The organism is Maribacter polysaccharolyticus, from assembly GCF_028882255.1.
Taxonomy (GTDB): Bacteria; Bacteroidota; Bacteroidia; order Flavobacteriales; family Flavobacteriaceae; genus Maribacter_A; species Maribacter_A polysaccharolyticus.
The window spans coordinates 71,921-96,833 of sequence record NZ_JARBUY010000008.1 but is presented as its reverse complement, the minus strand read 5'-3'; the positions used below and the strand labels follow the sequence as shown (position 1 = coordinate 96,833).

Below are 24,913 nucleotides of genomic sequence, written 5' to 3'. Positions count from 1 at the left end.
TCGTTGGCGGCGTAGGTCGCCCCATCGTCATCGTTGGGGGCGATATAACCGTCTGTGGTCTGTGCCTCAACATTGTCGGGGATTCCGTCATTGTCCGAATCGATGTCCAAATGGTCTGGGTAACCGTCTCCATCGCTGTCCAAAGGATCGGTCAAGGGGTCGTTGTCCCCATCAAGGTTCGGGTCTTCCGTACTGTCAAGGATACCATCGTTGTCGTCGTCAAGGTCCACCATATCGGGTACACCGTCACCATCGGTGTCATCACAAACATAAGGTGTAATGTACAACCCTATCAAACTCGAAGAGGTTGAAGTAGTATAAAACTTTATATCCGTAACTGGCGACAGGGATTCCCAATCAACGCTAATTCCCGGATGATTGCTAGTAGAAGTTGTATTTTTAACATAGTAATCATTGCCTTCAATGAAATCCACTATGCCCTCACTCAAGGATCCAACAAATTTATATGCTACATTATCCAATGCTATTATACCATCCTGAGCCCCAGCATTTATTCCAGAAGAGTGGTGGGCTTTTACCATTACGGGTGATGATCCATTAATCTTGAAAGTTATTGGAGAATTCAATATCGTTCGAAAATAGCCATTGGCATCGGTGCTTACCCCTTCAACACTGACAATAACACTCCCTGTAGGAAGTCCCCATTTACTACTTAAGTCAACATTCGTAGCACATAAACTACCATCACTGACATTTAACTCAAAACCAAAATCATTGGCAGTAATGATTTTCGAACCCATAGGGGTACAGCCTGTAATACAGCTATATGCAAATGCACTATCTTCACTTCCACTGAATCCGATCTTCCCGGAATCAATAGTATCATTAATTGGGGGAGTAGTAATGTCATCAAAGGAAGTAATGCCGACAAACAGGAATAGTATCAACACAAGTTCGATACTTGTCAAGACTTGTCTTTTAATATATATAAAAGTAATATTATCCATAAGCGTCAGTAATTATTTACCTGTCACCATGGCTAAAAGCAGTAAGGAATATAAGAAGAGGGGCTTCTATATTAGTATTGCAAGATATATTTTAATTTTTGATGCACAAATAGAATGGAAAACATTAATTTTAAATTTCTTTTAACAACAATAATTATCGACCAAGTGCAAAAATGGGAAGAATTCACCTCCTGTTTATCGATGATTACCAACATTTTATGTTGCTATAATATTTCTGAAAGGCACCATTGCAATCCATTCAACAATTTGTTGGATTTATGCAATTCCCCTGTTCATCCCCATATAAAAATTACTTGAAGAATATGGATGTTCTGTTACAGGGAAATGTAGTTCGTATAGGACCATAATCCTATAATTTCCACTATTTTTGCGGAAAATAAGAGTATGGGGTTCAAGAATCAGATAGAACGTAGGCGCACCTTCGGAATTATTTCACATCCGGATGCAGGTAAAACAACGTTAACGGAAAAATTATTACTTTTTGGAGGGGCCATTCAAGAGGCCGGGGCGGTAAAAAACAACAAAATAAAAAAATCGGCCACCAGTGATTTCATGGAGATTGAACGACAAAGGGGAATCTCTGTCGCCACTTCAGTATTGGCCTTTATTTACAAGGATAAAAAAATAAACATCCTTGATACCCCTGGACACAAGGATTTTGCAGAAGACACTTATAGGACCTTAACGGCCGTTGATAGTGTTATCGTTGTTGTTGATGTTGCAAAAGGCGTTGAGGAGCAAACCATCAAACTTGTTGAGGTCTGCAGAATGCGAAACATCCCCATGATCGTTTTCATCAACAAATTGGACCGGGAAGGTAAAGATGCGTTCGACCTTTTGGATGATCTGGAACAAAAATTAGGCCTCTCGGTAACCCCCCTGAGTTTCCCGATAGGGATGGGATACGATTTTAAAGGCATCTACAATATCTATGAAAAGAACATTAACCTTTTCAGCGGTGATAGCAAGAAAAATATCGAGGACACGATTGCGTTTGATGACATCAACAATCCTGAATTGGACACGATAATTGGGGAAACCGCTGCTCAGGACCTAAGGGACAACCTTGAACTGGTACATGGGGTATATGCTCCTTTCAACAAGGACAGTTATTTAAATGGAGAACAACAACCCGTGTTTTTCGGCTCTGCCTTGAACAATTTCGGGGTTCGTGAATTGCTCGATTGCTTTATAGAAATAGCCCCATCGCCCCGTCCGAAAATGGCTGAGGAAAGACTGGTTAAACCTGATGAAAAGGAACTTACCGGCTTCGTTTTCAAAATACATGCCAATATGGACCCCAAACATCGCGACCGTTTGGCGTTTATTAAAATCGTTTCCGGCACTTTTGAGCGTAACAAGCCCTATCTACATGTACGCCAAGGCAAAAACCTTAAATTTTCGAGTCCAAATGCTTTCTTTGCCGAAAAGAAAGAAATAGTGGACATTTCGTTTCCAGGAGACATCGTAGGATTACATGACACCGGCAATTTCAAGATCGGGGACACCTTGACAGAAGGAGAACCCTTACATTATAAAGGCATTCCAAGTTTCTCTCCTGAACATTTCAGATACATCAATAATGCCGACCCCATGAAATCCAAACAATTAGGAAAAGGTATTGACCAGCTTATGGATGAGGGGGTGGCCCAATTGTTTACCTTGGAAATGAATGGACGAAAAGTTATCGGTACCGTGGGAGCCCTTCAATTCGAGGTGATACAATACCGACTCGAACATGAATATGGTGCCAAATGTAGTTATGAAAATTTCCCGGTACACAAAGCTTGTTGGGTAGACCCACAAGATGAAAAAAACGAGGAGTTCAAGGAATTCAAAAGGGTGAAACAAAAATTCCTGGCTAAGGACAAACAGGGACAGTTGGTATTCTTGGCCGATTCCCAATTCTCCTTACAGATGACCCAACAAAAATACCCCACGGTCAAATTATATTTCACTTCCGAATTCAAGTAAATATCGATTATCGTAAAAATAAAAAAACCCATGAATTGAATTCATGGGTTTTTTCTTTTTATGCTTCTCCCGAAGGCCCAAAATTAATGGGAATGGGAGGCTGATCATAATCCTTGATCTTACCATGGGCTTTTTCGAACCGACTCACATTCTCGTTCAATGCCTTTAAGAATTTCTTGGCATGTTGCGGCGTCAATATGATCCTGCTTTTCACTTTGGCCTTTGGGGCCCCAGGCATCATACTGATAAAGTCTACTACAAATTCAGAAACCGAATGGTTGATTATGGCAAGATTGGAATAGGTTCCTTCCGCCATCTTTTCATCCAACTCTATATTGATCTGCTTTTGTTTAGGTTCTTTTTCACTCATGGGACAAGTTTAAAATTTCAAGGCTTCCTTACGGGCCATAATCTCATCATATTCCTCTTTGGAACCAACAATGATGTTCTCATAGTCCCTCATACCGGTACCGGCAGGAATCTTATGTCCAACAATTACGTTTTCCTTCAATCCTTCAAGTGTATCGATCTTACCACTTACAGCGGCTTCGTTCAACACCTTCGTAGTTTCCTGGAATGATGCTGCGGAAATAAATGATTTCGTTTGTAACGAAGCTCTAGTAATCCCCTGTAAAATAGGGGTTGCGGTTGCCGCAATGGCCTCCCTTGCTTCTACCAACGTTTTATCGGCTCTTTTAAGAATTGAATTCTCATCCCTTAATTCACGGGCCGTGATGATTTGACCTGCCCTTAAGTTTTCAGAATCACCAGCTTCAGTGACCACTTTCTTACCAAAAATCTCATCATTCTCCGTAATAAAGTCAGACTTATGAACCAATTGGTTTTCCAAGAATATGGTATCTCCAGGATCTTGGATACGTACTTTTCGCATCATCTGACGAACCACAACCTCAAAGTGCTTATCGTTGATCTTTACACCTTGTAATCGATATACTTCTTGAACCTCATTGACCAAATACTGCTGTACGGCTGAAGGGCCTTTGATGGCCAAAATATCCTCTGGCGTAATGGAACCATCGGAAAGCGGCATACCGGCACGGACATAATCATTTTCCTGAACCAATATCTGATTGGACAATTTAACCAAGTATTTCTTAACCTCACCCAATTTGGATTCGATGATGATTTCCCTATTTCCACGTTTGATCTTACCGAATGAAACCACACCATCTATCTCCGATACTACGGCCGGATTTGATGGATTCCTAGCTTCAAAAAGTTCGGTAACCCTTGGTAGACCCCCTGTAATATCCCCAGCTTTAGCGGATTTACGTGGTATCTTGACCAAGATCTTACCTTCTTTGATCTTATCCCCGTCATCTACCATGATATGGGAACCAACAGGTAAGTTATAAGAACGTAATACTTCTTCCTTATCGTTCATGATCAACAATGTAGGAATCAGTTTTTTGTTTCTCGATTCAGAAATAACTTTCTCTTGGAAACCTGTTTGTTCATCAATTTCAACCTGATAGGTAACCCCTTGCTCGATGTTTTCGTAGGCGATTTTCCCAGGGAATTCCGATACGATCACACCATTGTAAGGATCCCATTGACAAACAACATCCCCACTCTTGATCTTAGCACCGTTCTTTATGAACAATTGCGAACCATAAGGAATGTTATTGGTACTTAAGACGATACCTGTCTTGGCATCAACGATCTTGATCTCCGAAGTTCTTGATATCACTACATCGGTAGTTCCACCTTCCCCTTCCTCACTCTGGACGGTTCTTAAATCCTCAATTTCGGCTATACCGTCAAATTTGGCGGTTAACTTATTATCTTCGGAAATGTTACCTGCAATACCCCCCACGTGGAAGGTACGAAGCGTCAACTGTGTTCCCGGTTCACCAATGGACTGCGCAGCAACAACACCTACAGCCTCACCTCTTTGGACCATCTTGTTTGTGGAAAGGTTTCTACCATAACATTTGGCACAAATTCCTTTCTCAGCCTCACAAGTCAATGCGGAACGCACTTCTATCTTTTCTATCGGAGACGCCTCTACCCTCTTGACATCCTCTTCCATGATTTGCTGACCTGCTTCCAAGAGCAACTCATCATTCAATGGATTATATACGTCATGAAGCGAGACCCTACCTAAGATTCTTTCCCCTAAGGATTCAACAATTTCCTCATTTTTCTTTAATGGCTCTACCTCGATTCCACGAAGTGTTCCACAATCTTCCGTATTGATAATGACATCTTGGGAAACATCTACCAAACGTCGTGTCAAGTATCCTGCATCCGCCGTTTTCAAGGCCGTATCCGCAAGACCCTTACGTGCACCGTGGGTTGATATAAAGTATTCCAAAATCGACAAACCTTCCTTAAAGTTGGAAAGGATCGGGTTTTCGATAATCTCACCACCACCTGCTGTGGATTTTTTCGGTTTGGCCATAAGACCACGCATACCTGTCAACTGACGTATCTGCTCTTTAGAACCCCTTGCACCGGAATCCAACATCATATACACAGAGTTAAAACCTTGTTGATCCTCACGGATACGTTTCATGGCCAATTCCGTCAACATCGCATTGGTAGAGGTCCATACATCAATTACCTGGTTATAACGTTCGTTATTGGTAATAAGACCCATATTATAGTTGGCCATAATGCCATCTACCTGAACATTGGCCTCCGCGATCATTGTATGTTTTTCGGGCGGTATGATAATATCACCTAAACTAAAAGACAATCCACCTTTAAAGGCGAACTCATACCCCATTGTTTTAATCCTATCCAAGAAATCCGCTGTTGTAGGAACATCCGTAACAGCCAAAATCCTACCGATAATATCCCTCAACGACTTTTTATTCAATACTTCATTGATGTAACCGGCCTGTTGCGGAACATTCATGTTGAACAGCACCCTACCAACGGTTGTTGGTATGATTTGATAAACCAACTCCCCTTCTTCATTAAAATCCTTGGCCCGTACTTTTATACCGGCATTTAGGTTAACCATACCTTCATTAAAGGCAATCTCAACCTCTTCTGAAGAATAGAAAGTCAATCCTTCACCTTTGATAGGCACTTCCTGGGTAGACTTACGTTCTTTGGTCATATAGTAAAGACCCAAAACCATATCCTGTGATGGTACGGTAATCGGGGAACCATTTGCCGGGTTCAAAATGTTTTGTGAAGCCAACATTAACAACTGGGCTTCCAATATCGCCTCAGGGCCCAATGGTAAATGGACCGCCATTTGATCCCCATCAAAATCCGCATTAAATGCCGTACAGGCCAATGGGTGTAGACGTATTGCCTTACCCTCGATCAATTTAGGCTGGAATGCCTGAATACCCAAACGGTGTAACGTAGGGGCACGGTTCAATAATACCGGATGACCCTTCAAGACGTTTTCAAGAATATCCCAAACAACAGGTTCTTTCTTATCTATTATCTTCTTGGCAGATTTAACCGTCTTGACGATTCCCCTTTCAATCAATTTACGGATTACAAAAGGTTTGTAAAGTTCGGCTGCCATGTCTTTTGGAAGACCACATTCATATAAATGCAATTCAGGTCCTACGACAATTACAGAACGTGCTGAATAATCGACACGTTTTCCCAAAAGGTTTTGACGGAAACGTCCTTGCTTCCCTTTTAAGGAATCGGAAAGGGATTTCAAAGGTCTGTTAGACTCCGTTTTAACCGCCGATGCTTTTCTCGTATTATCGAACAAAGAATCCACAGCTTCCTGGAGCATACGTTTCTCGTTCCTTAGAATTACTTCAGGGGCCTTTATCTCTACCAAACGTTTTAGACGATTGTTCCTAATAATCACCCTTCTATAAAGGTCATTTAAATCGGAAGTGGCAAAACGACCACCGTCCAAAGGTACCAAAGGACGTAATTCCGGCGGAATGACAGGAATCACCTTCATGATCATCCATTCCGGTCTATTCTCCCTATTATCCTGGGATTCCCTTAAGGCCTCAACAACCTGAAGTCGTTTCAACGCTTCGGTTTTACGTTGTTTCGAAGTTTCTGTATTTGCTTTATGCCTTAATTCATAGGACAATTCCTTAAGGTCTATTCGGGCCAGAAGATCGATAAGACATTCGGCTCCCATTTTCGCAATGAACTTATTGGGATCGGAATCTTCCAAATATTGGTTTTCTTGTGGAATCGATTCCAGGATATTCAAATATTCCTCCTCAGTTAAAAAGTCCATTTTATTGACTTCTTCCCCTTCAGGTCCTTTTGCAATACCCGGTTGGATCACTACATAACGTTCGTAGTAAATGATCATATCCAATTTCTTGGAAGGTAACCCTAAAAGGTAACCAATCTTGTTCGGCAAAGAACGGAAGTACCAAATATGGGCAACCGGGACCACTAAATTAATATGTCCGACCCTATCCCTTCGTACTTTCTTCTCGGTAACCTCTACGCCACAACGGTCACAGACAATACCACGGTAACGGATTCTCTTATATTTACCACAAGCACATTCATAATCCTTAACAGGACCGAAAATACGCTCACAGAAGAGACCGTCACGTTCTGGTTTGTGCGTTCTGTAGTTAATGGTCTCAGGCTTTAAAACTTCACCCCTTGACTCTGCCAAAATAGATTCTGGAGAGGCCAAACCGATTGAAATCTTATTAAACCTTTTAACTGGGTTATTATCTTTTATTCTAGCCATAATTAATGGTGATACTAAATTAAATGTGTTCTAAAATCCTTTCTAAAATAGATTTCCCTATTCTTCCAACCTAATGTCCAGACCTAATCCCTTAAGTTCGTGCATCAATACATTGAAAGATTCTGGTAAACCAGGCTCTGGCATAGTCTCTCCTTTAACAATGGACTCGTAGGTTTTTGCCCTACCGATAACATCATCGGATTTGACCGTAAGTATTTCGCGCAACGTTGCCGATGCACCATAAGCTTCAAGTGCCCAAACTTCCATCTCACCAAAACGCTGACCACCGAATTGTGCTTTACCACCAAGGGGCTGTTGCGTTATCAAGGAGTATGGTCCTATAGAACGAGCGTGCATTTTATCATCTACCATATGGCCCAATTTCAACATATAGATAACCCCTACCGTAGCAGGTTGGTCAAAACGTTGACCGGTACCCCCGTCATGTAGATAGGTATGGCCGAATCGCGGTATACCAGCTTGATCTGTATAAGCATTGATCTCATCCAAAGTGGCCCCATCAAAAATCGGAGTGGCATACTTTCTTCCGAGTTTAAGACCTGCCCAACCAAGAACGGTCTCATATATCTGACCAATGTTCATACGGGAAGGTACACCCAATGGGTTCAACACAATGTCAACCGGTGTTCCATCTTCCAAGAAAGGCATATCTTCCTGGCGAACGATCCGTGATACGATACCTTTGTTACCGTGACGACCGGCCATTTTATCACCCACTTTAAGTTTACGCTTTTTGGCGATATAGACCTTGGCCAATTTCATGATCCCTGCTGGCAATTCATCACCAACCGAAATCGTGAACTTATCCCTTCTCAGGTTCCCTTGAAGGTCATTCAGCTTGATCTTATAGTTGTGCAATAAATCGGCCACCAAAACATTCGTATCGGCATCCGTTGTCCATGTACCTCCGACCAAATGTGCGAAATCATCCACGGAATTCAACATCTTCATGGTATATTTCTTCCCTTTTGGAAGCACTTCCTCACCTAGATCGTTCAATACACCTTGCGATGTTTTTCCGTTGATCAGGGTAAATAATTTATCTACCAGAATATCCTTAAGCTGTTGGAATTTAACTTCATATTCCAATTCCAAATTGGAAATCGCCTCTTTATCCTCAGAACGCTTGCGTTTGTCCTTGATAGACCTTGAGAATAATTTTTTATCGATCACAACACCTCGTAATGAAGGGGAAGCCTTTAAGGAAGCATCCTTGACATCACCTGCTTTGTCCCCAAAGATGGCACGTAGTAATTTTTCTTCCGGAGTTGGATCTGACTCCCCTTTTGGGGTAATCTTACCAATAAGGATATCACCGGGCTTAACTTCAGCCCCGATACGGATCATTCCGTTTTCATCAAGATCCTTTGTTGCCTCTTCGGAAACGTTGGGAATATCATGGGTCAATTCCTCGGCCCCTAATTTCGTATCCCTGACCTCCAATGAGTATTCATCGACATGTATGGATGTGAAAATATCTTCACGAACCACTTTTTCAGAGATTACGATCGCATCCTCAAAGTTGTATCCTTTCCAAGGCATAAAGGCCACGGTAAGGTTTCTTCCCAGTGCCAATTCACCTTTTTCAGTAGCATACCCTTCACAGAGCACCTGTCCTTTTTTAACCTTATCCCCTCTTTGTACAATGGGCTTAAGGTTGATACTGGTTCCTTGGTTGGTCTTTCTGAACTTCACCAAATTATAGGTCTTTTCGTCCTCATCGAAGCTGATCAACCTTTCAGTATCGGTTCTTTCGTATTTAATGGTGATCTTTTGTGCATCGACATATACGATGGTACCATCACCTTCCGCATTTATCAATACCCTGGAATCGGAAGCTACCTGTCTTTCCAACCCGGTACCGACGATAGGGGATTGTGGTTTCAATAACGGTACGGCCTGACGCATCATGTTCGAGCCCATCAACGCCCTATTCGCATCATCATGTTCCAAGAATGGAATCAAGGATGCTGAAATCGAAGCAATCTGATTTGGAGCAACATCGGTATAATTGATCTCTTTTGGATCGACAACAGGGAAATCACCTTCTTCCCTGGCGATAACCTTTTCAGCATCGATGTCCCCATTATCTTTTAATGGAATGTTCGCTTGGGCGATTTTCATCCCTTCTTCTTCCTCTGCACTTAGGTAGAGATATTCATTTGTATCAACCGTAGCATCGGATACCTTACGATAAGGGGTTTCCAAGAAGCCCATTGGGTTTACTTTGGCAAAAACCGCCAATGATGAAATCAGACCAATATTCGGACCTTCAGGTGTTTCAATAGGACACAATCTACCATAGTGGGTATAATGGACATCACGTACTTCAAAACCTGCCCTTTCCCTTGAAAGCCCCCCAGGACCCAATGCGGACAATCTTCTTTTGTGCGTTATTTCTGCCAATGGATTCGTTTGATCCATAAACTGTGATAACTGGTTCGTACCGAAGAACGAGTTGATAACCGAAGACAAGGTCTTGGCATTGATCAAATCGATTGGGGTAAACACCTCATTATCACGGACATTCATCCTTTCACGAATGGTCCTAGCCATACGCGCCAAACCAACACCAAACTGAGAAGACAATTGCTCACCTACCGTTCGCACACGACGATTGGAAAGGTGGTCGATATCATCGATCTCTGCTTTTGAATTGATCAGCTCGATCAAATATTTGATAATCGTTATGATATCTTCCTTGGTCAAGACTTGCTTGTCCATTCCGATATCCAACTGTAATTTTTTGTTCATTCTGTAACGACCGACCTCACCTAGGTTATAACGTTGATCGGAGAAGAACAATTTGTCAATGATACCACGGGCCGTTTCCTCATCGGGCGGTTCCGCGTTACGCAATTGACGGTATATATGTTCTACAGCCTCTTTTTCAGAGTTTGTAGGATCTTTTTGTAAGGTATTATGGATAATGGCATAATCGGATTGTGCATTGTTCTCTTTGTGCAAAAGAATGGTTTTGACATCCGCTTCCAAGATCTCTTCGATATGCTCCTTTTCCAAAACCGTATCACGATCAAGGATAATCTCATTTCTTTCAATGGAAACTACCTCGCCGGTATCCTCATCCACGAAATCTTCATGCCATGTATTCAAGACCCTTGCGGCCAATTTACGGCCCAAGACTTTCTTAAGTCCGGCTTTAGATACTTTCACCTCTTCTGAAAGATCGAATATTTCAAGAATATCCTTATCACTTTCAAATCCGATGGCCCTGAACAATGTTGTTACAGGTAATTTTTTCTTTCTATCGATATAGGCATACATGACACCGTTGATATCGGTAGCAAACTCTATCCAAGAACCTTTAAAAGGAATTACCCTTGCAGAGTATAATTTTGTGCCATTGGCATGGAATGACTGTCCAAAGAATACACCCGGAGAACGGTGCAACTGGGAAACAACAACACGTTCTGCCCCATTGATGACGAAGGTACCACTTGGCGTCATGTAAGGAATTGTCCCTAGGTACACATCCTGTACGATGGTCTCAAAATCCTCGTGTTCGGGATCGGTACAATATAATTTTAATCTAGCTTTTAATGGTACGCTATAGGTTAGACCACGCTCTATACATTCTTGGATTGAATATCTTGGTGGATCTATGAAATAATCGAGAAATTCCAACACAAACTGATTTCGTGTGTCTGTTATTGGAAAGTTTTCCATGAAGGTATTGTATAAACCTTCATTGCCCCTTTGATCAGATTTGGTTTCAAGTTGAAAGAAGTCTTGAAACGATTTAATCTGAATGTCCAAGAAATCCGGATATTCCGGTGTGTTCTTAGCGGATGCAAAATTTATTCTCTCAGTCTGATTTGTGAACATCTATGGACAAGATTTTGATCGTGAATACTAACGGGTCGTATATGACTTTATATACTTAACGCATAAAAAGGCTTAGGTCTAACCACAAATTGCGGTAAGACCTAAACCCAAACTGTTATGGTAGTAGCGATTATTTAAGCTCAACTTCTGCTCCTGCTTCTTCCAATGATTTTTTAATACCTTCAGCTTCGTCTTTAGCGATACCTTCCTTAACGGCTTTTGGTGCGCTATCAACAATATCCTTAGCATCTTTCAAACCTAAACCGGTCAATTCCTTAACCAATTTAACAACTGCCAATTTAGAGGCACCTGCTGCTTTCAAGATAACATCGAATTCTGATTTTTCCTCAGCAGCTTCACCACCTTCAGCGGCTCCACCTCCTGCGGCAACAGCTACTGCAGCAGCTGCTGGCTCGATACCATACTCTTCTTTTAATATGTCGGCCAACTCATTAACCTCTTTTACGGTCAAGTTAACCAATTGTTCTGCGAAATCTTTTAAATCTGCCATTTTTCTATCGTTTAATAAAATTTTTAAAATATAATTGTTTAAGTGCGTACTATTCCCTTTCTGATAATGTCTTTAAGATGCCCGCAAGTTTACCACCACCGGATTTAAGACCGGAAATAACATTCTTGGCAGGTGATTGCAACAAGCCAATAATATCCCCGATAACTTCCTCCTTGGATTTTATACTTACCAATGCATCCAACTTATCATCACCAACGAACACGGCTTCCTCGACGAAAGCACCTTTCAACAAAGGTTTATCAGACTTTTTCCTAAAGGTCTTGATAACTTTTGCAGGTCCGTTTCCTACCTCGGAGAACATCAATGAAGTGTTTCCTTTTAAGACCCCTGGAAGTTCACCGAAATCTTTTTCGGAAGCCTCCATAGCCTTGGCAAGAAGTGTATTCTTAACTACTGCGAGTTTAATATTGGATTTAAAACACGCCCTTCTTAGGTTTGAAGTCGTCGGGGCATCCAAGCCTGAAATATCAGCTAAATAAATAGTTGAATTTTCAGCTAACTGAGCAGTTAAATCTTCTATAACGATTAATTTCTCTTCTCTTGTCATAATTAAAATTTTGAACTACCAGTTAATTAAACTGTTTTTGGATCTAATTGAACACTTGGGCTCATGGTACTTGACATGAATATACTTTTCATGTAAACGCCTTTTGCTGCAGAAGGTTTCAATTTATTCAATGTATCCAACAACTCTTTAGCATTACCGGCAATCTTCTCTGCAGGAAAGGATGCCTTTCCAATGGCAGCATGCACGATACCCGTTTTATCGACTTTGAAATCGATCTTACCGGCTTTAACCTCGGATACGGCTTTGGCCACATCCATGGTTACCGTTCCTGTCTTTGGATTGGGCATTAATCCCCTTGGCCCCAAAACACGTCCTAAAGGTCCTAATTTACCCATTACGCTTGGCATGGTGATGATCACATCAACATCGGTCCAACCGCCTTTGATTTTATCCAAATATTCATCCAACCCAACATAATCCGCTCCGGCTTCCTGAGCCTCCGCTTCCTTATCCGGGGTTACCAAAGCCAAAACCTTTACATCTTTACCTGTACCGTGTGGTAAACTAACCACCCCACGTACCATTTGGTTCGCTTTTCTAGGATCAACCCCTAATCGAACGGCCAAATCTACCGACGCATCGAATTTTGTATTGGTTATCTCTTTTACTAAAGCTGAAGCCTCTTCCAAAGAATACAGTTTATCCTTCTCTATTTTAGCGTGGGCCTCTTTTTGCTTTTTTGTTAACTTTGCCATTTAATTGCTTTTTAAGATTTTAAAAAGGTCTTTTACCTGCTACTTTAAGACCCATTGATCTTGCCGTACCAGCAACCATGCTCATAGCAGACTCAACAGTAAATGCATTTAAATCCACCATTTTATCTTCTGCAATAGTTTTAATCTGGTCCCAGGTGATATTCCCTGATTTGACTCTGTTAGGTTCGCCAGATCCTTTTTTAATCTTAGCTGCTTCCATAAGTTGAACTGCCGCTGGCGGTGTTTTTACGATAAAGTCAAATGACTTATCTTTATATACCGTGATAACAACCGGTAAAACCTTTCCAGGCTTATCCTGCGTACGAGCATTGAACTGCTTACAGAATTCCATGATGTTAACACCGGCAGCACCTAAGGCGGGTCCAACCGGTGGCGATGGATTCGCTGCACCTCCCCTAACTTGTAGCTTAACTACTTTACCTACTTCTTTTGCCATTGTTTTAAATTAAATTTAAAGTGTGTTTTTAGGAAGCAACACAACTTCGTAAATATGTAACAAAAATCTTAAATCTTCTCTACTTGCATATAACTCAACTCCAGCGGTGTTTTTCTTCCGAAAATCTTCACCATGACTTCAAGCTTGCGTTTTTCTTCATTGATTTTTTCCACGGTCCCATTAAAACCATTGAAAGGTCCATCAATAACCTTAACCGTTTCACCATGAACAAAAGGTATGGCCACACTATCGGTATTTACCGCCAACTCATCGACCTTACCTAACATACGGTTCACTTCCGATTTCCTTAAAGGAACAGGGTCCCCGCCTTTTGTTTCCCCTAAAAACCCGATTACATTCGTAATGGATCGTATAATATGGATCATTTCTCCACCTAAATTGGCTTTGATCATGATATACCCGGGAAAATAAACCCTTTCTTTATTTATTTTTTTTCCATTACGGATTTGCACTACTTTTTCAGTAGGCACCAAAACCTCTTCCAGATAATCTGAAAACCCGAGTCTGGCCACTTCACTTTCAATATAGCCCTTGATCTTATTTTCCTGACCACTGACCGCCCTCACCACATACCATTTCTTTTCCAATACTTCTGACATAAGGCTCGACTTAACTTAAAATGTTTGAAAAATAAAGCTTTATCAATTTACTGAAGACAGAATCAACACCCCATGTAGCCAAAGCGAACAATATGGAAAATACTGCCACCACAACCATTAAGTTGGATGATTCGGACTTCGGTGGCAAGGTGACATTATGCCTTAACTCTTCAATTGATTCCTTTATATATGTAAACATCCGTTTTGATCTTTAAAATTATACAGACTGAAATTCCTATGTTGTAACCAACCATGAAACCCAATCCAATTTCCGCACGGGAGGAGAGACTCGAACTCCCGACACCTGGTTTTGGAGACCAGTGCTCTACCAACTGAGCTACACCCGTTTCTATTTACATTGAAAGGTATCCCGCTAAAGCGGGACACCTTAAATGTAATATATATACTTATCTTATATTAATCCAAAATCTTGGTTACCTGACCAGCACCAACGGTTCTACCACCCTCACGGATAGCGAAACGCAATCCTTCGCTCAATGCGATAGGTTGGATCAAATCAACAGTAATGGTAAGGTTATCACCAGGCATTACCATTTCAACTCCACTAGGAAGATTGATGTTACCGGTAACATCAGTAGTCCTTACATAGAATTGTGGACGGTAGTTATTATGGAATGGTGTGTGACGACCACCTTCTTCTTTTTTAAGGATATAAACCTCAGCTTCAAATTTAGCATGTGGCTTAACAGAACCTGGCTTACAGATTACCATACCCCTTTTTATTTGAGATTTTTCAATACCTCTCAAAAGGATACCTACGTTATCTCCAGCTTCACCTCTATCCAAGATCTTACGGAACATCTCAACCCCAGTAATGGTAGAAGACAATTTTTCAGCTCCCATACCGATGATATCAACAGCATCACCCGTATTGGCAACTCCAGTTTCTATACGACCTGTAGCAACAGTACCACGACCAGTGATCGTAAATACATCTTCAACAGGCATTAAGAAATCCTTATCTACATCCCTTTGTGGCAATTCGATCCAGCTATCAACAGCTTCCATCAACTCCATAACAGTATCCACCCATTTTTGCTCACCGTTAAGTGCACCTAAGGCAGAACCGGAAATAACAGGCCCGTTATCACCATCATACTCATAGAAAGAAAGCAATTCCCTTACTTCCATCTCAACAAGCTCCAAAAGCTCCTCATCATCGACCATGTCAACTTTATTCAAGAAAACAACGATTCTAGGAATACCTACCTGACGACCTAAAAGGATGTGCTCACGGGTTTGTGGCATTGGACCATCTGTTGCAGCAACTACCAAGATCGCACCGTCCATTTGGGCAGCACCAGTTACCATGTTTTTCACGTAATCCGCGTGACCAGGACAGTCAACGTGGGCATAGTGACGATTCGCAGTTTGATATTCAACGTGCGAAGTGTTAATGGTTATACCTCTTTCTTTTTCCTCTGGAGCGTTATCGATAGAATCGAAACTTCTCAATTCAGAAAGCCCTGCATTTGCCAATACCGTAGTAATAGCAGCAGTTAATGTAGTTTTACCGTGATCGACGTGTCCAATAGTACCTATATTTAAGTGCGGTTTGGAACGATCAAAAGTTTCCTTTGCCATTTTAAATGAATTTTAATCTTAGTTTATATATTAGTGTACAATTAATGCTTTAATTGAGCCAACGACGAGATTTGAACTCGTGACCTCTTCCTTACCAAGGAAACGCTCTACCCCTGAGCTACGTCGGCTTGTTGGGCTCTTGGTTGATGCTACGTGCTTTTTCAAACAAAAACAACATCGAAATTTCAACAAACGTTAACCCATGGTTTTTGAGTGCCAGACCAAGTTCCTATGACCTTAAACAGCATCGACATATTTACCGAAACTGCTTTTTTCACTACCCAAAGAACATACCGAAAGAACAGGTTCTTTCGATATCGGGACAGAAGAACGGGCTGCCTTCGACAAACTCAGGACTCACTCCCTACCCTCACCCCACAAATGCAATAAGCCATTTAACAAAAAACGGCATATTCATCCTGTAGGATATTAGAGCGGGAGACCGGGTTCGAACCGGCGACATTCAGCTTGGAAGGCTGACGCTCTACCAACTGAGCTACTCCCGCAATTTAAACTTCAAAATTTCAATTTCAACATTTCCCTGGAAATGTTTTTAAAGGTCGGACTTCCCGATTCCTTTTTTTCTAACCTGACTTCCGATAACCCGGAAGTTCGGCAGATGGTTTTTTTAAAATATAGTGGGGAGAGCAGGATTCGAACCTGCGAAGACGTAGTCAGCAGATTTACAGTCTGCCCTCGTTGGCCGCTTGAGTATCTCCCCAATCCCATATTTTAAAGAACTTTTGAGCCGATAGAGGGACTCGAACCCACGACCTGCTGATTACAAATCAGCTGCTCTAGCCAGCTGAGCTACATCGGCTTTTCAACCTTTTTTTTCGCATAAAAAAGTCCGCTATTTCTAACGGACTGCAAATGTATAGATTTATTTGTTTAATCAAAACAATTTTTGAAAAATTTTCATCATACTTTTTCTCTTTGCATTTCCTTAATCTTTTTCACCTTCCTTTCCAGGGAGTTACATGCCGAATCAACAGCCTCTTCAAAAGACTTACATTGTTTCCTTACAACGAACCTATCCCTGGGTACATTTAGTCTGATATCCACGATCTTATTTTCCTTGGCACTCGTGTTCTCTACTTTCAAATAAACATCCGCACTGATAACCCTGTCATAGAACGTCTCTAATTTGTCCAGTTTAGTTTGGACAAAATCCAACAATTTTCTGTCAGCATTGAAGTTGACTGATTGCGCATTTACTTTCATAGGCTAAAATTTAATGTGTTAAACAAATTTACCGCCCTTGCGATTTTTTACCCCTTGGGTGGGCTGATGCGTGAATTTTTTTGAGTTCAGCTATACTATTATGCGTATAAACCTGCGTCGAAGCCAAACTCGAATGGCCAAGCAACTCTTTCACCGAATTTAAATCCGCCCCTTTATTGAGTAAATGAGTCGCAAAGGTGTGTCTCAATATATGTGGGCTCCTTTTTACTTTGGAAGACACCTCCCTAAAATACTTATTTATTATTCTATAAACAAGGGTTTCATATATTTTATTGCCCGTGTCGGTAAGAAAAACATACTTCTTATCGGCTATAATTTCCAAGCCTTTCCTATAAGGCAAATAGGATTCAAACAACGCTATGGTAGACACCAACAATGGAACAATCCGCTCCTTATTGCGCTTTCCCAGCACTTTGAGCGATCTTTCCCCAAGATCGATATCATCGACCTTGATATTAATAAGCTCAGCCCTACGGATCCCTGTGGTATATAGGAGCTCGATAATCAACTTATCCCTTTTCCCCACAAAATCATCCGCAAAATCCAATTGGGACAATACGGCGTACATTTCTTCCTCTGAAAAGGGAACTTCGACTTTCTTCGCAGTCTTAAGGGAGGTGTGTTTGGCCAAGGGATTTACCGATATAACATCGATTTGCTGTAGAAACTTAAAATAGGCCTTAAGGGAAGCTACCTTACGATTTACCGACCTATTCGATATCCCCGAATTGACAAGGGACACTATCCAACTTCTGATGATCGGGTATTCCACATGATCGATATTCAACACATTGTATTGATCGGCACAATACGCCGCAAAAGACACAACATCCTTTTCATACGCATTAACCGTATGGGGGGAATAATTTTTTTCCAACCCCAAATAATCGACAAACTTGGATACCGACATACCACAAAGTTACTAAAGTTGCAACAGCTATTGCCTCAAATAAAAAAACCCCATCATCCGATGGGGTTTTTTCAATAATTGTACACTACAATAAAAGATTTTAGATTTCTTCTTGATCTCTTAAACCTTGTATGTATTGTGCTTTTTGAATCTGTGCTCTTCGCTGAACTGAAGGTTTTGTAAATTGCTGACGTTTACGCAACTGACGCATTGTACCTGTCTTATCAAACTTTCGCTTAAAACGCTTCAAAGCTCTATCGATGTTCTCTCCTTCTTTTATTGGTATAATTAACATGGGCTACAACCTCCTCTCTTTTGTGATTAAGGGTGCAAATATATAAACTTATTTAGAATTGAGCACTACTTATTTATGAATTATACGCCAAATTATCCCTTTATTGGCTGAGACCCCTTATCCCATAGCCCCTTTCAGCCTTTCGGCATGCGATATTCTTTTTTATCAATAATGATTTTAGCGATGATTTCCTTAAGGATCTCGGAGGTACCCCCTCCTATCGGTCCTAAACGACTATCCCTGAACATACGGGCCATAGGGTAATCTTCGATATAACCGTACCCCCCTAAAAACTGCAAACAATCGTAAATTACCTTATCTGCCATTTCGGTTGATTTCAACTTGGAAATAGTAGCTTCCTTTACTACGTACTCCCCCTTGTCCATACGGTAGGCCACCCCATAATTGTACTGCTTGCATAGATCCATGTTTGCATAACCGTCTACCAACCGATGTCTTAAAGCCTGATATTGATTGATCGGCTTGCCAAAAGTTTCCCTTTCCGACATATATTGCATGGCATATTCCAGGGCATATTCGGCCCTTGCATGGGCATTGATCCCCATAACCAAACGTTCAAGGGCGAATGCCTCCATGATCAGTGCAAACCCCGAACCTTCAACACCCATTAAATTAGAGGCAGGGACCTTTACATTATCAAAGGCCAGCTCTGCGGTATCCGAGGCCCGCCAACCCAATTTATCCAATTTATTGGCAGAAATGCCTTCACTGTCAAGGTCCATAATAAACAGACTGATTCCTTTGCTACCGGCAGCTGGATCGGTCTTTGCAGCAAGAATACAATAATCCCCGTTCACGCCGTTGGTGATGAAGGTTTTAGACCCGTTTATGATATACGTATCCCCATCTTTTACGGCAGTGGTTCGCAACCCAGCCACATCACTGCCCCCAAAGGGTTCGGTAATGCCCAAGCACCCAATCTTTTCCCCATTGACACTAGGGATCAAATAAGCTTCCTTTTGCCCGTGACTGGCATTTTTATTCAAGTGCACCATAGCCAAGTAGGCATGTGCCCACATTGCCGCGGCAAAACCACCGGAATTCACTCTTTGAAGTTCTTCCAAAAAAATGACGGTATAAAAGAGATCGAGCCCCAGCCCTCCATAAGCTTCATCTATGGCAAGACCAAAATACCCCATTTCACCGAACTTTTTCCAGATAAAAGGCTCTATGCTGCCATCGGCCTCCCATTTATCGATATTGGGACTCACTTCTTTCGCCAAAAAATCCCTCAAACTCCCCCTAAATAACCGATGTTCCTCAGTAAAGTACATGCGCTGCATAGCCTTTGAATTTAAAACGCCAAATATAGCTTAATTCTATCAATCTTTTCGATTGGAAAATTTTCGACTTTTAGCAATTCCTCAAAAGAATCAATACCACCGTTAGCAATTCTATAATCAACTATCTTATACGCAACACTTTTTTCAATATATACCAATTCTGATAGTTTTTTTACCGATGCCGTATTAATATTAATTTTTTCGATGACCGGCTTTTCCAACACCTGAAACCGCAACAAAGTACGTTCAACCACTTCGGGTTCCAATCCGTATACATCATTCAATTGTTCGTTGACAAGAAACCCACCCAACCGATTCCTGAACTTGACTATCCTTTGGGAGAGTTTATCCCCAATACCATAGATCGATTTCAATTCCTCCGCGGTTACCGAATTAAGATCTTTTAACGGTACCGTTTCAGCTTTCATCCCGGACGTGATCCCGGGCGTTTCTTTTTGGCTGGTCGGATTTACTTTGGATTCGATTTTGATCCAATCGGGAAATTTAAAATAGGGGGCCAATTGATGTAACAGGGAATCGGAAACTTGGGTAACCTTTTGGAATTCGTTAGGGGTGTTGACATATAAATCCTTCTCCCGATAAGCATGCAACCGACTTATCTCCGCTGAGGACATCCCTAAGGTGTACCCCTTATAATCTGAAATATAATTCGGATTGAAAGGATAGAGAACCGGTGGCGATTCTTGAACGGCCAACTTTTTCAGCGAATGGATCTGGGCTTGCGTTTGCCCGTCAACAGCAAAGTTACCTTTCCCATTCCTTGAAGTGCTTTTCATATAAAAGAACACCAGTTGCAGCACCACAATGATCAACAGCAAAAAGAAAACCCCACTTTTCTCCTGTTTATTCAGAAAAAAGTAGGGTTTGAATTCCATCTGTTTGTTTACAAAATTATCGCAGCGATTTTATTGCACTTAAGAAACTGCCCATTTCTTCCTTTACACGCGGGAACAACAGCATTAAACCTATCATATTGGGGAATACCAACGCCAATATCATCGCATCTGAAAAAGCGAATACCGCTCCCATAGAAGCCGAAGCCCCAATAATGATAAATGCGATGAACAGTACCTTATAGATCAAATCGGCTATTTTACCCCTTCCGAACAAGAATTTCCAGGATTGCAGCCCGTAATACGACCACGATATCATCGTTGAAACCGCAAAAAGGACTACGGCCAAGGTCAACACATAGGGGAACCAAGGTATGACGGATTCGAAGGCCAGAGAAGTTAGGTTTACACCACCTAGGGAAACCCCATCAACTACGACGCTACCGGCACCATCACCCCCATATTCAAAAACACCTCCACTGTTATAAAAAATGATGACCAATGCCGTCATTGTACATATAACCACCGTATCGATAAATGGCTCCAAAAGCGCTACAATACCTTCACTTGCAGGGTATTTGGTTTTTACGGCAGAGTGGGCAATGGCTGCGGAACCTGCTCCCGCTTCATTGGAGAACACGGCCCTCCTAAAACCGACTATCAACACCCCAAATAATCCTCCAAGTCCGGCTTCAGGTGTAAACGCCCCTTCAAAAATCAAAATAAAAGCATCATCGAGGTATGAAAAATTGGCAAAAATAACGACCAGGCACGCCAATGCATAGATGATTGCCATAAACGGCACCACTTTTTCGGTTACCGAAGCAATTCTTTTGATACCCCCGATAATGACGATACCAACGATAATCGCCAAAACAATTCCTATCACAAAACCTGTGGAACCTCCTTGTAAACCCAGCATTGCTGCCAATTGTTCCGCCGCTTGGTTCGACTGTACGGCATTACCGCCCCCAAAAGACGCCCCTACACATAAAATTGCGAAAATTACCGCCAAGGCTTTTCCCAACCCCGTGTAACCTCTTTCTTTCAACCCTTTGGACAAATAGTACATAGGACCCCCATGTACTGTCCCATCTTCATCCACATCACGATATTTGACCCCTAACGTACATTCAACGAATTTTGTGGACATACTCAACAACCCACATAAAATCATCCAGAATGTCGCTCCCGGACCCCCAATGGCTATAGCCAAAGCGACCCCGGCAATATTCCCTAGACCAACCGTACCCGAAACCGCAGTCGCAAGGGCTTGAAAGTGACTCACCTCCCCATGCTTACTTTCATCCCGGATCGTATCGGGCAAATCGCCATCAACAATATTCACTTCGGCCTTTTCCACGCCATGGCCCTCGGGCGACTCAACTTCATCATACTTACCCCTAACGACATTTATGGCCAATGGAAATTTCGTAATATTGACAAAACCAAAATACAAGGTGAAAAAAGTTGCCCCCGACACCAGAATGATCACGATCAAAGGGACGCCGGTTCCAGGAACCTGCCAAAAAACAATGCCTTCCCAAACTGCCGTTATCGGCTCGAACCACGCATTAATCCGTTCATCAATCCCCATTTCCGCAGACTCTTGGGAAAAGGTTAAAAAAGGTAATAAAAAAGTTAATAAGGAAAGCAATCTATACTTCATATGACTTATTTAGTTGGTTTAAAAAACGAAGTTGGCAATATCCTAAAAAAAACAATCCAAACAAAGATTATTGGACAAAAAAAGAGCCCTTTAAATACGGAACATCTCATTTAATTTACGGATCTGTTCGGGCCTCCCCAGGACGATGACCTTGCTTTTAGGTTGTAACTGCATATTTGCTTCAGGGTTTATGGTATATTTACCGTCTGGGGCGATGTACCCGATAATGGTACAACCGGTTTTTCGCCTTAAATCAAGATCCCGTAACGATTTATGCTCCCCCTGTTCGGAAAATTCCTCAATGGCCACTTCCTCAAGGTTGGTGGTATGCTCCCCTTCCAAAGACAACTCGTCCATAAAAGAAATGAGGTCGGGCATGACTACCAAGGAAGCCATATGGTCGCCACCGATCTTATCGGGCATGATCACCTGATCCGCGCCTGCCAATTTTAATTTTTTCTGGGAAGTGACCAAAGAGGCCCTACTTATGATGGTCAATTCCTTATTCAATTGCCTTGCTGATAAAACCACAAAAAGGTTGGCCGCATCATCGGGTAAGGTGGTTATGAGATATTTTGCCCGCTCTATACCTGCCGCCAACAATATTTCGTCATCATTGGCATCCCCTTCAACAAACAAATAACTATCCCCGTATTTATCGATGACCTCTTTGTCGTTCTCTATGATTACAAATGGCCTTTTGTAGGCGTTCAACCGAAGGGCAGCCTGATTCCCATTTCGACCAAACCCACAGATAATCACATGGTTTGACAGCTTGTTGATCATGTTCTTCACTTTTTTCTTTTTTATAATATCCAAGGAATTCCTACTTAATATATACTCTGTTACTACCGAGATGGCAAAGGCGAATATGAATACACTGGAAATAATCAGGAACACCGTGAATACCTTTGCTTCAGCACTAAGCGGACCGACTTCTGAAAAACCGACGGTTGTCACCGTGATCACGGTCATGTAAAAAGCATCCAACCAGGTCAAATCGGACAACAACCTATATCCTATGATCCCAGTTGCCAAAACCACCAAAATCATGATAATGGCCAAATATATTTTGGAACGAAACAATCGAATCATAGTTAGAGATCAAAAACTGAGGTTCTCTTGGTATACACCAAATCCTTGATTTTCAGCCAAAAAGCCAAAAAAAGGTATAAGGCGAAACCAAACCCCAAGGTTACGAATGTAAGGTAAATGAAAGACGTTCTGACCACCCTGGCGCGTATTCCCATACGCTCGGCTATTCGCCCACAGACCTCGAATCCCCTTTTCTGAAAATAATATAAAAGTTGATAAAAAACATTCATGGAATAAATTTAAATATTTCCATGTAATAAATTACTACCGATGGCACATTGTAAACATTTATTTTTCATACAGTACATTTTATAAAGTTGCAATACGGCCTGACTTTCCCTTGCCGTCCCCACTCCAAACCCCAAAGCACCCATCTTTTTAACCACACTGTTCCCTTCCTTTTTGATCTTGGCAATTATTGAAAAAATATCGTGGGTAGCATCCTTGCCCAAATGACGTGCATAACAGAACCTTAAGGGCAAAACGGTATTTATAATGAGAAGGTCGATAAAAGGTGTTGTCAAGTTCTTTTTTTGTTTTCCCGATACCTTGCCAAAAGTGAAGTGATCGTCCCAATACGTACTGGCCGAAATTTTAAAAATGGCATATATCCCGTCCAAATGGGAAGTAGTCATCAATTTTTGAAAAAGATCTTGATGCTTTTCATACAAATTGGCGATTTGGGAAAGACGTATGGTAGGAAAATTGGAGGGGCGGAGTTTAAAAAACTCGGGGTTTTGAATCCCCTGGGATGAAAGTCCGAATTTTTTGCTTAAATAACCATACTCCTTTTGGAGGGTGACATAATAGGGATCCAACCCCCCTTCATCGTCAAGCAAACCGGCCAAACCCATCAAAACGCTTTCCAACTGCAGTGGTTTCTTCAATAGCTTTCTACATACCGAAAACTCCAAGGCTTGGGCAATACTCAAAAAGGACTGGCCATTTTTATTCAATCCAAAATTCCTAAGAAGCAGGCAGAACAACACCTTTTCCCAGTCGTTTTTCGAATGTTTTAAAAGGGACTCGATAAATATCGACTTTTGCTCCAAGCGCTCAACATAAAGACGCTCTAACCAATTCGTCTTGGTAAATTCATCGATTTGGGAAATCCCATTTTCACAATTGATGGTTTTTGTACTTTGATGATCGAAAAGATCGCGGTAACTTTTTAATAGATCATCGGAAACATAGCTCTTTAAGGCCAAGGTAGGTATCTCGGTATTGTCCTTTCTATACACGGCTACGTCATCATGCCAAACCACATGCAGGATTACATTATCGTAATTGACATCCTTTTCATGATTGTGGGCATACCAATCCGAAGCTTTGATATGTATTTCAACGTTCCCGGCCCATAGTTGCCCATTGATTTTGAGTTTGGCGTTGAAAAAATCAGGACCGGATTGATGGTTGTGGATACCGACATCCACAATCTCAACAATTTCATTTTGGCCGGTGACCAAATTTTGCAATGGCAGCTTTTTGTATTTCCAGATAAAATGGAGCAGATCCTCTCGCATACTCCTAAAATAAAAAAATCCCACAAAAATGTA

The 24,913-nt window shown here is 41.6% G+C and carries 20 protein-coding genes, 5 tRNA genes and 1 pseudogene; 1 reads left to right on the top strand and 25 read right to left on the bottom strand.

The genetic code is table 11. The features are described from left to right. Positions 1-929, bottom strand: a pseudogene (locus PHU20_RS19140) (hypothetical protein); the annotation flags it as partial. A gap of 444 nt (positions 930-1,373) precedes the next feature. Here PHU20_RS19140 and PHU20_RS19135 point away from each other — a divergent pair. Then, the gene (locus PHU20_RS19135) at positions 1,374-2,963 is read left to right on the top strand and encodes a peptide chain release factor 3 (RefSeq protein WP_274827017.1); all 1,590 of its coding nucleotides are present in this window, start codon (positions 1,374-1,376) and stop codon (positions 2,961-2,963) included. Positions 2,964-3,021: 58 nt separating this feature from the next. On the opposite strand, the gene PHU20_RS19130 is transcribed toward PHU20_RS19135, so the two are convergent. The 24 genes from PHU20_RS19130 to PHU20_RS19015 all read right to left on the bottom strand — a co-directional run bounded on the left by PHU20_RS19130 (position 3,022) and on the right by PHU20_RS19015 (position 24,880). Continuing rightward, positions 3,022-3,333 carry a DUF3467 domain-containing protein gene (locus PHU20_RS19130; RefSeq protein ID WP_274827016.1) on the bottom strand — a complete coding sequence of 104 codons (312 nt, stop codon included), beginning with the start codon at positions 3,331-3,333 and terminating at the stop codon, positions 3,022-3,024. A 9-nt stretch (positions 3,334-3,342) separates the two neighbouring features. Beyond that, positions 3,343-7,641, bottom strand: a complete 4,299-nt coding sequence (gene rpoC / locus PHU20_RS19125; protein ID WP_274827015.1) for a DNA-directed RNA polymerase subunit beta' — start codon at positions 7,639-7,641, stop codon at positions 3,343-3,345. A 57-nt stretch (positions 7,642-7,698) separates the two neighbouring features. Further along, positions 7,699-11,508, bottom strand: a complete 3,810-nt coding sequence (gene rpoB / locus PHU20_RS19120; RefSeq protein WP_274827014.1) for a DNA-directed RNA polymerase subunit beta — start codon at positions 11,506-11,508, stop codon at positions 7,699-7,701. Positions 11,509-11,638: 130 nt separating this feature from the next. Further along, positions 11,639-12,019, bottom strand: coding sequence for a 50S ribosomal protein L7/L12 (gene rplL / locus PHU20_RS19115; RefSeq protein ID WP_274827013.1), 381 nt, complete (start codon positions 12,017-12,019; stop codon positions 11,639-11,641). A 49-nt stretch (positions 12,020-12,068) separates the two neighbouring features. Then, entirely contained in the window at positions 12,069-12,587 is a 519-nt protein-coding gene (gene rplJ / locus PHU20_RS19110) for a 50S ribosomal protein L10 (RefSeq protein WP_274827012.1), read from the bottom strand. A 26-nt stretch (positions 12,588-12,613) separates the two neighbouring features. Then, the gene (gene rplA / locus PHU20_RS19105; RefSeq protein WP_274827011.1) at positions 12,614-13,303 is read right to left on the bottom strand and encodes a 50S ribosomal protein L1; all 690 of its coding nucleotides are present in this window, start codon (positions 13,301-13,303) and stop codon (positions 12,614-12,616) included. Between the two features lie 19 nt (positions 13,304-13,322). After that, positions 13,323-13,760: a 50S ribosomal protein L11 gene (rplK, locus tag PHU20_RS19100; RefSeq protein ID WP_274827010.1), complete on the bottom strand. Its 438-nt coding sequence runs from the start codon at positions 13,758-13,760 to the stop codon at positions 13,323-13,325. 68 nt (positions 13,761-13,828) lie between these two features. Further along, positions 13,829-14,380 carry a transcription termination/antitermination protein NusG gene (gene nusG / locus PHU20_RS19095; RefSeq protein ID WP_154367945.1) on the bottom strand — a complete coding sequence of 184 codons (552 nt, stop codon included), beginning with the start codon at positions 14,378-14,380 and terminating at the stop codon, positions 13,829-13,831. Between the two features lie 10 nt (positions 14,381-14,390). After that, positions 14,391-14,579, bottom strand: a complete 189-nt coding sequence (gene secE, locus PHU20_RS19090) for a preprotein translocase subunit SecE (RefSeq protein ID WP_274827009.1) — start codon at positions 14,577-14,579, stop codon at positions 14,391-14,393. A 75-nt stretch (positions 14,580-14,654) separates the two neighbouring features. Continuing rightward, a tRNA-Trp gene (locus PHU20_RS19085) sits at positions 14,655-14,727 on the bottom strand. A 70-nt stretch (positions 14,728-14,797) separates the two neighbouring features. Continuing rightward, positions 14,798-15,985, bottom strand: a complete 1,188-nt coding sequence (tuf, locus tag PHU20_RS19080; RefSeq protein WP_274827008.1) for an elongation factor Tu — start codon at positions 15,983-15,985, stop codon at positions 14,798-14,800. Between the two features lie 56 nt (positions 15,986-16,041). Continuing rightward, positions 16,042-16,113, bottom strand: a tRNA-Thr gene (locus tag PHU20_RS19075). Positions 16,114-16,418: 305 nt separating this feature from the next. Further along, positions 16,419-16,491: transfer RNA gene (locus tag PHU20_RS19070), tRNA-Gly, on the bottom strand. Between the two features lie 133 nt (positions 16,492-16,624). Next, positions 16,625-16,706, bottom strand: a tRNA-Tyr gene (locus tag PHU20_RS19065). Positions 16,707-16,731: 25 nt separating this feature from the next. After that, positions 16,732-16,805 (bottom strand) — tRNA-Thr (locus PHU20_RS19060). A gap of 101 nt (positions 16,806-16,906) precedes the next feature. Beyond that, positions 16,907-17,209, bottom strand: a complete 303-nt coding sequence (gene hpf, locus PHU20_RS19055; protein WP_274827007.1) for a ribosome hibernation-promoting factor, HPF/YfiA family — start codon at positions 17,207-17,209, stop codon at positions 16,907-16,909. 28 nt (positions 17,210-17,237) lie between these two features. Further along, positions 17,238-18,140: a tyrosine-type recombinase/integrase gene (locus tag PHU20_RS19050; RefSeq protein WP_274827006.1), complete on the bottom strand. Its 903-nt coding sequence runs from the start codon at positions 18,138-18,140 to the stop codon at positions 17,238-17,240. Positions 18,141-18,240: 100 nt separating this feature from the next. Next, on the bottom strand, positions 18,241-18,435 hold the full coding sequence (gene rpsU, locus PHU20_RS19045; RefSeq protein ID WP_109654682.1) for a 30S ribosomal protein S21: 195 nt from the start codon (positions 18,433-18,435) through the stop codon (positions 18,241-18,243). 134 nt (positions 18,436-18,569) lie between these two features. Continuing rightward, positions 18,570-19,739, bottom strand: a complete 1,170-nt coding sequence (locus PHU20_RS19040) for an acyl-CoA dehydrogenase family protein (RefSeq protein WP_274827005.1) — start codon at positions 19,737-19,739, stop codon at positions 18,570-18,572. An 11-nt stretch (positions 19,740-19,750) separates the two neighbouring features. Then, positions 19,751-20,635, bottom strand: coding sequence for a ComEA family DNA-binding protein (locus tag PHU20_RS19035; protein ID WP_274827004.1), 885 nt, complete (start codon positions 20,633-20,635; stop codon positions 19,751-19,753). A 16-nt stretch (positions 20,636-20,651) separates the two neighbouring features. Continuing rightward, complete coding sequence (locus PHU20_RS19030; RefSeq protein ID WP_274827003.1) at positions 20,652-22,262, bottom strand: alanine/glycine:cation symporter family protein; 1,611 nt, start codon at positions 22,260-22,262, stop codon at positions 20,652-20,654. 90 nt (positions 22,263-22,352) lie between these two features. Then, entirely contained in the window at positions 22,353-23,357 is a 1,005-nt protein-coding gene (locus PHU20_RS19025) for a potassium channel family protein (protein WP_274827002.1), read from the bottom strand. Positions 23,358-23,359: 2 nt separating this feature from the next. Next, positions 23,360-23,587 (bottom strand): PspC domain-containing protein, encoded by a 228-nt coding sequence (locus tag PHU20_RS19020; RefSeq protein ID WP_274827001.1) that lies wholly within the window; start codon positions 23,585-23,587, stop codon positions 23,360-23,362. Between the two features lie 9 nt (positions 23,588-23,596). Next, the gene (locus tag PHU20_RS19015; protein ID WP_274827000.1) at positions 23,597-24,880 is read right to left on the bottom strand and encodes a DUF2851 family protein; all 1,284 of its coding nucleotides are present in this window, start codon (positions 24,878-24,880) and stop codon (positions 23,597-23,599) included. Positions 24,881-24,913: the final 33 nt, after the last annotated feature.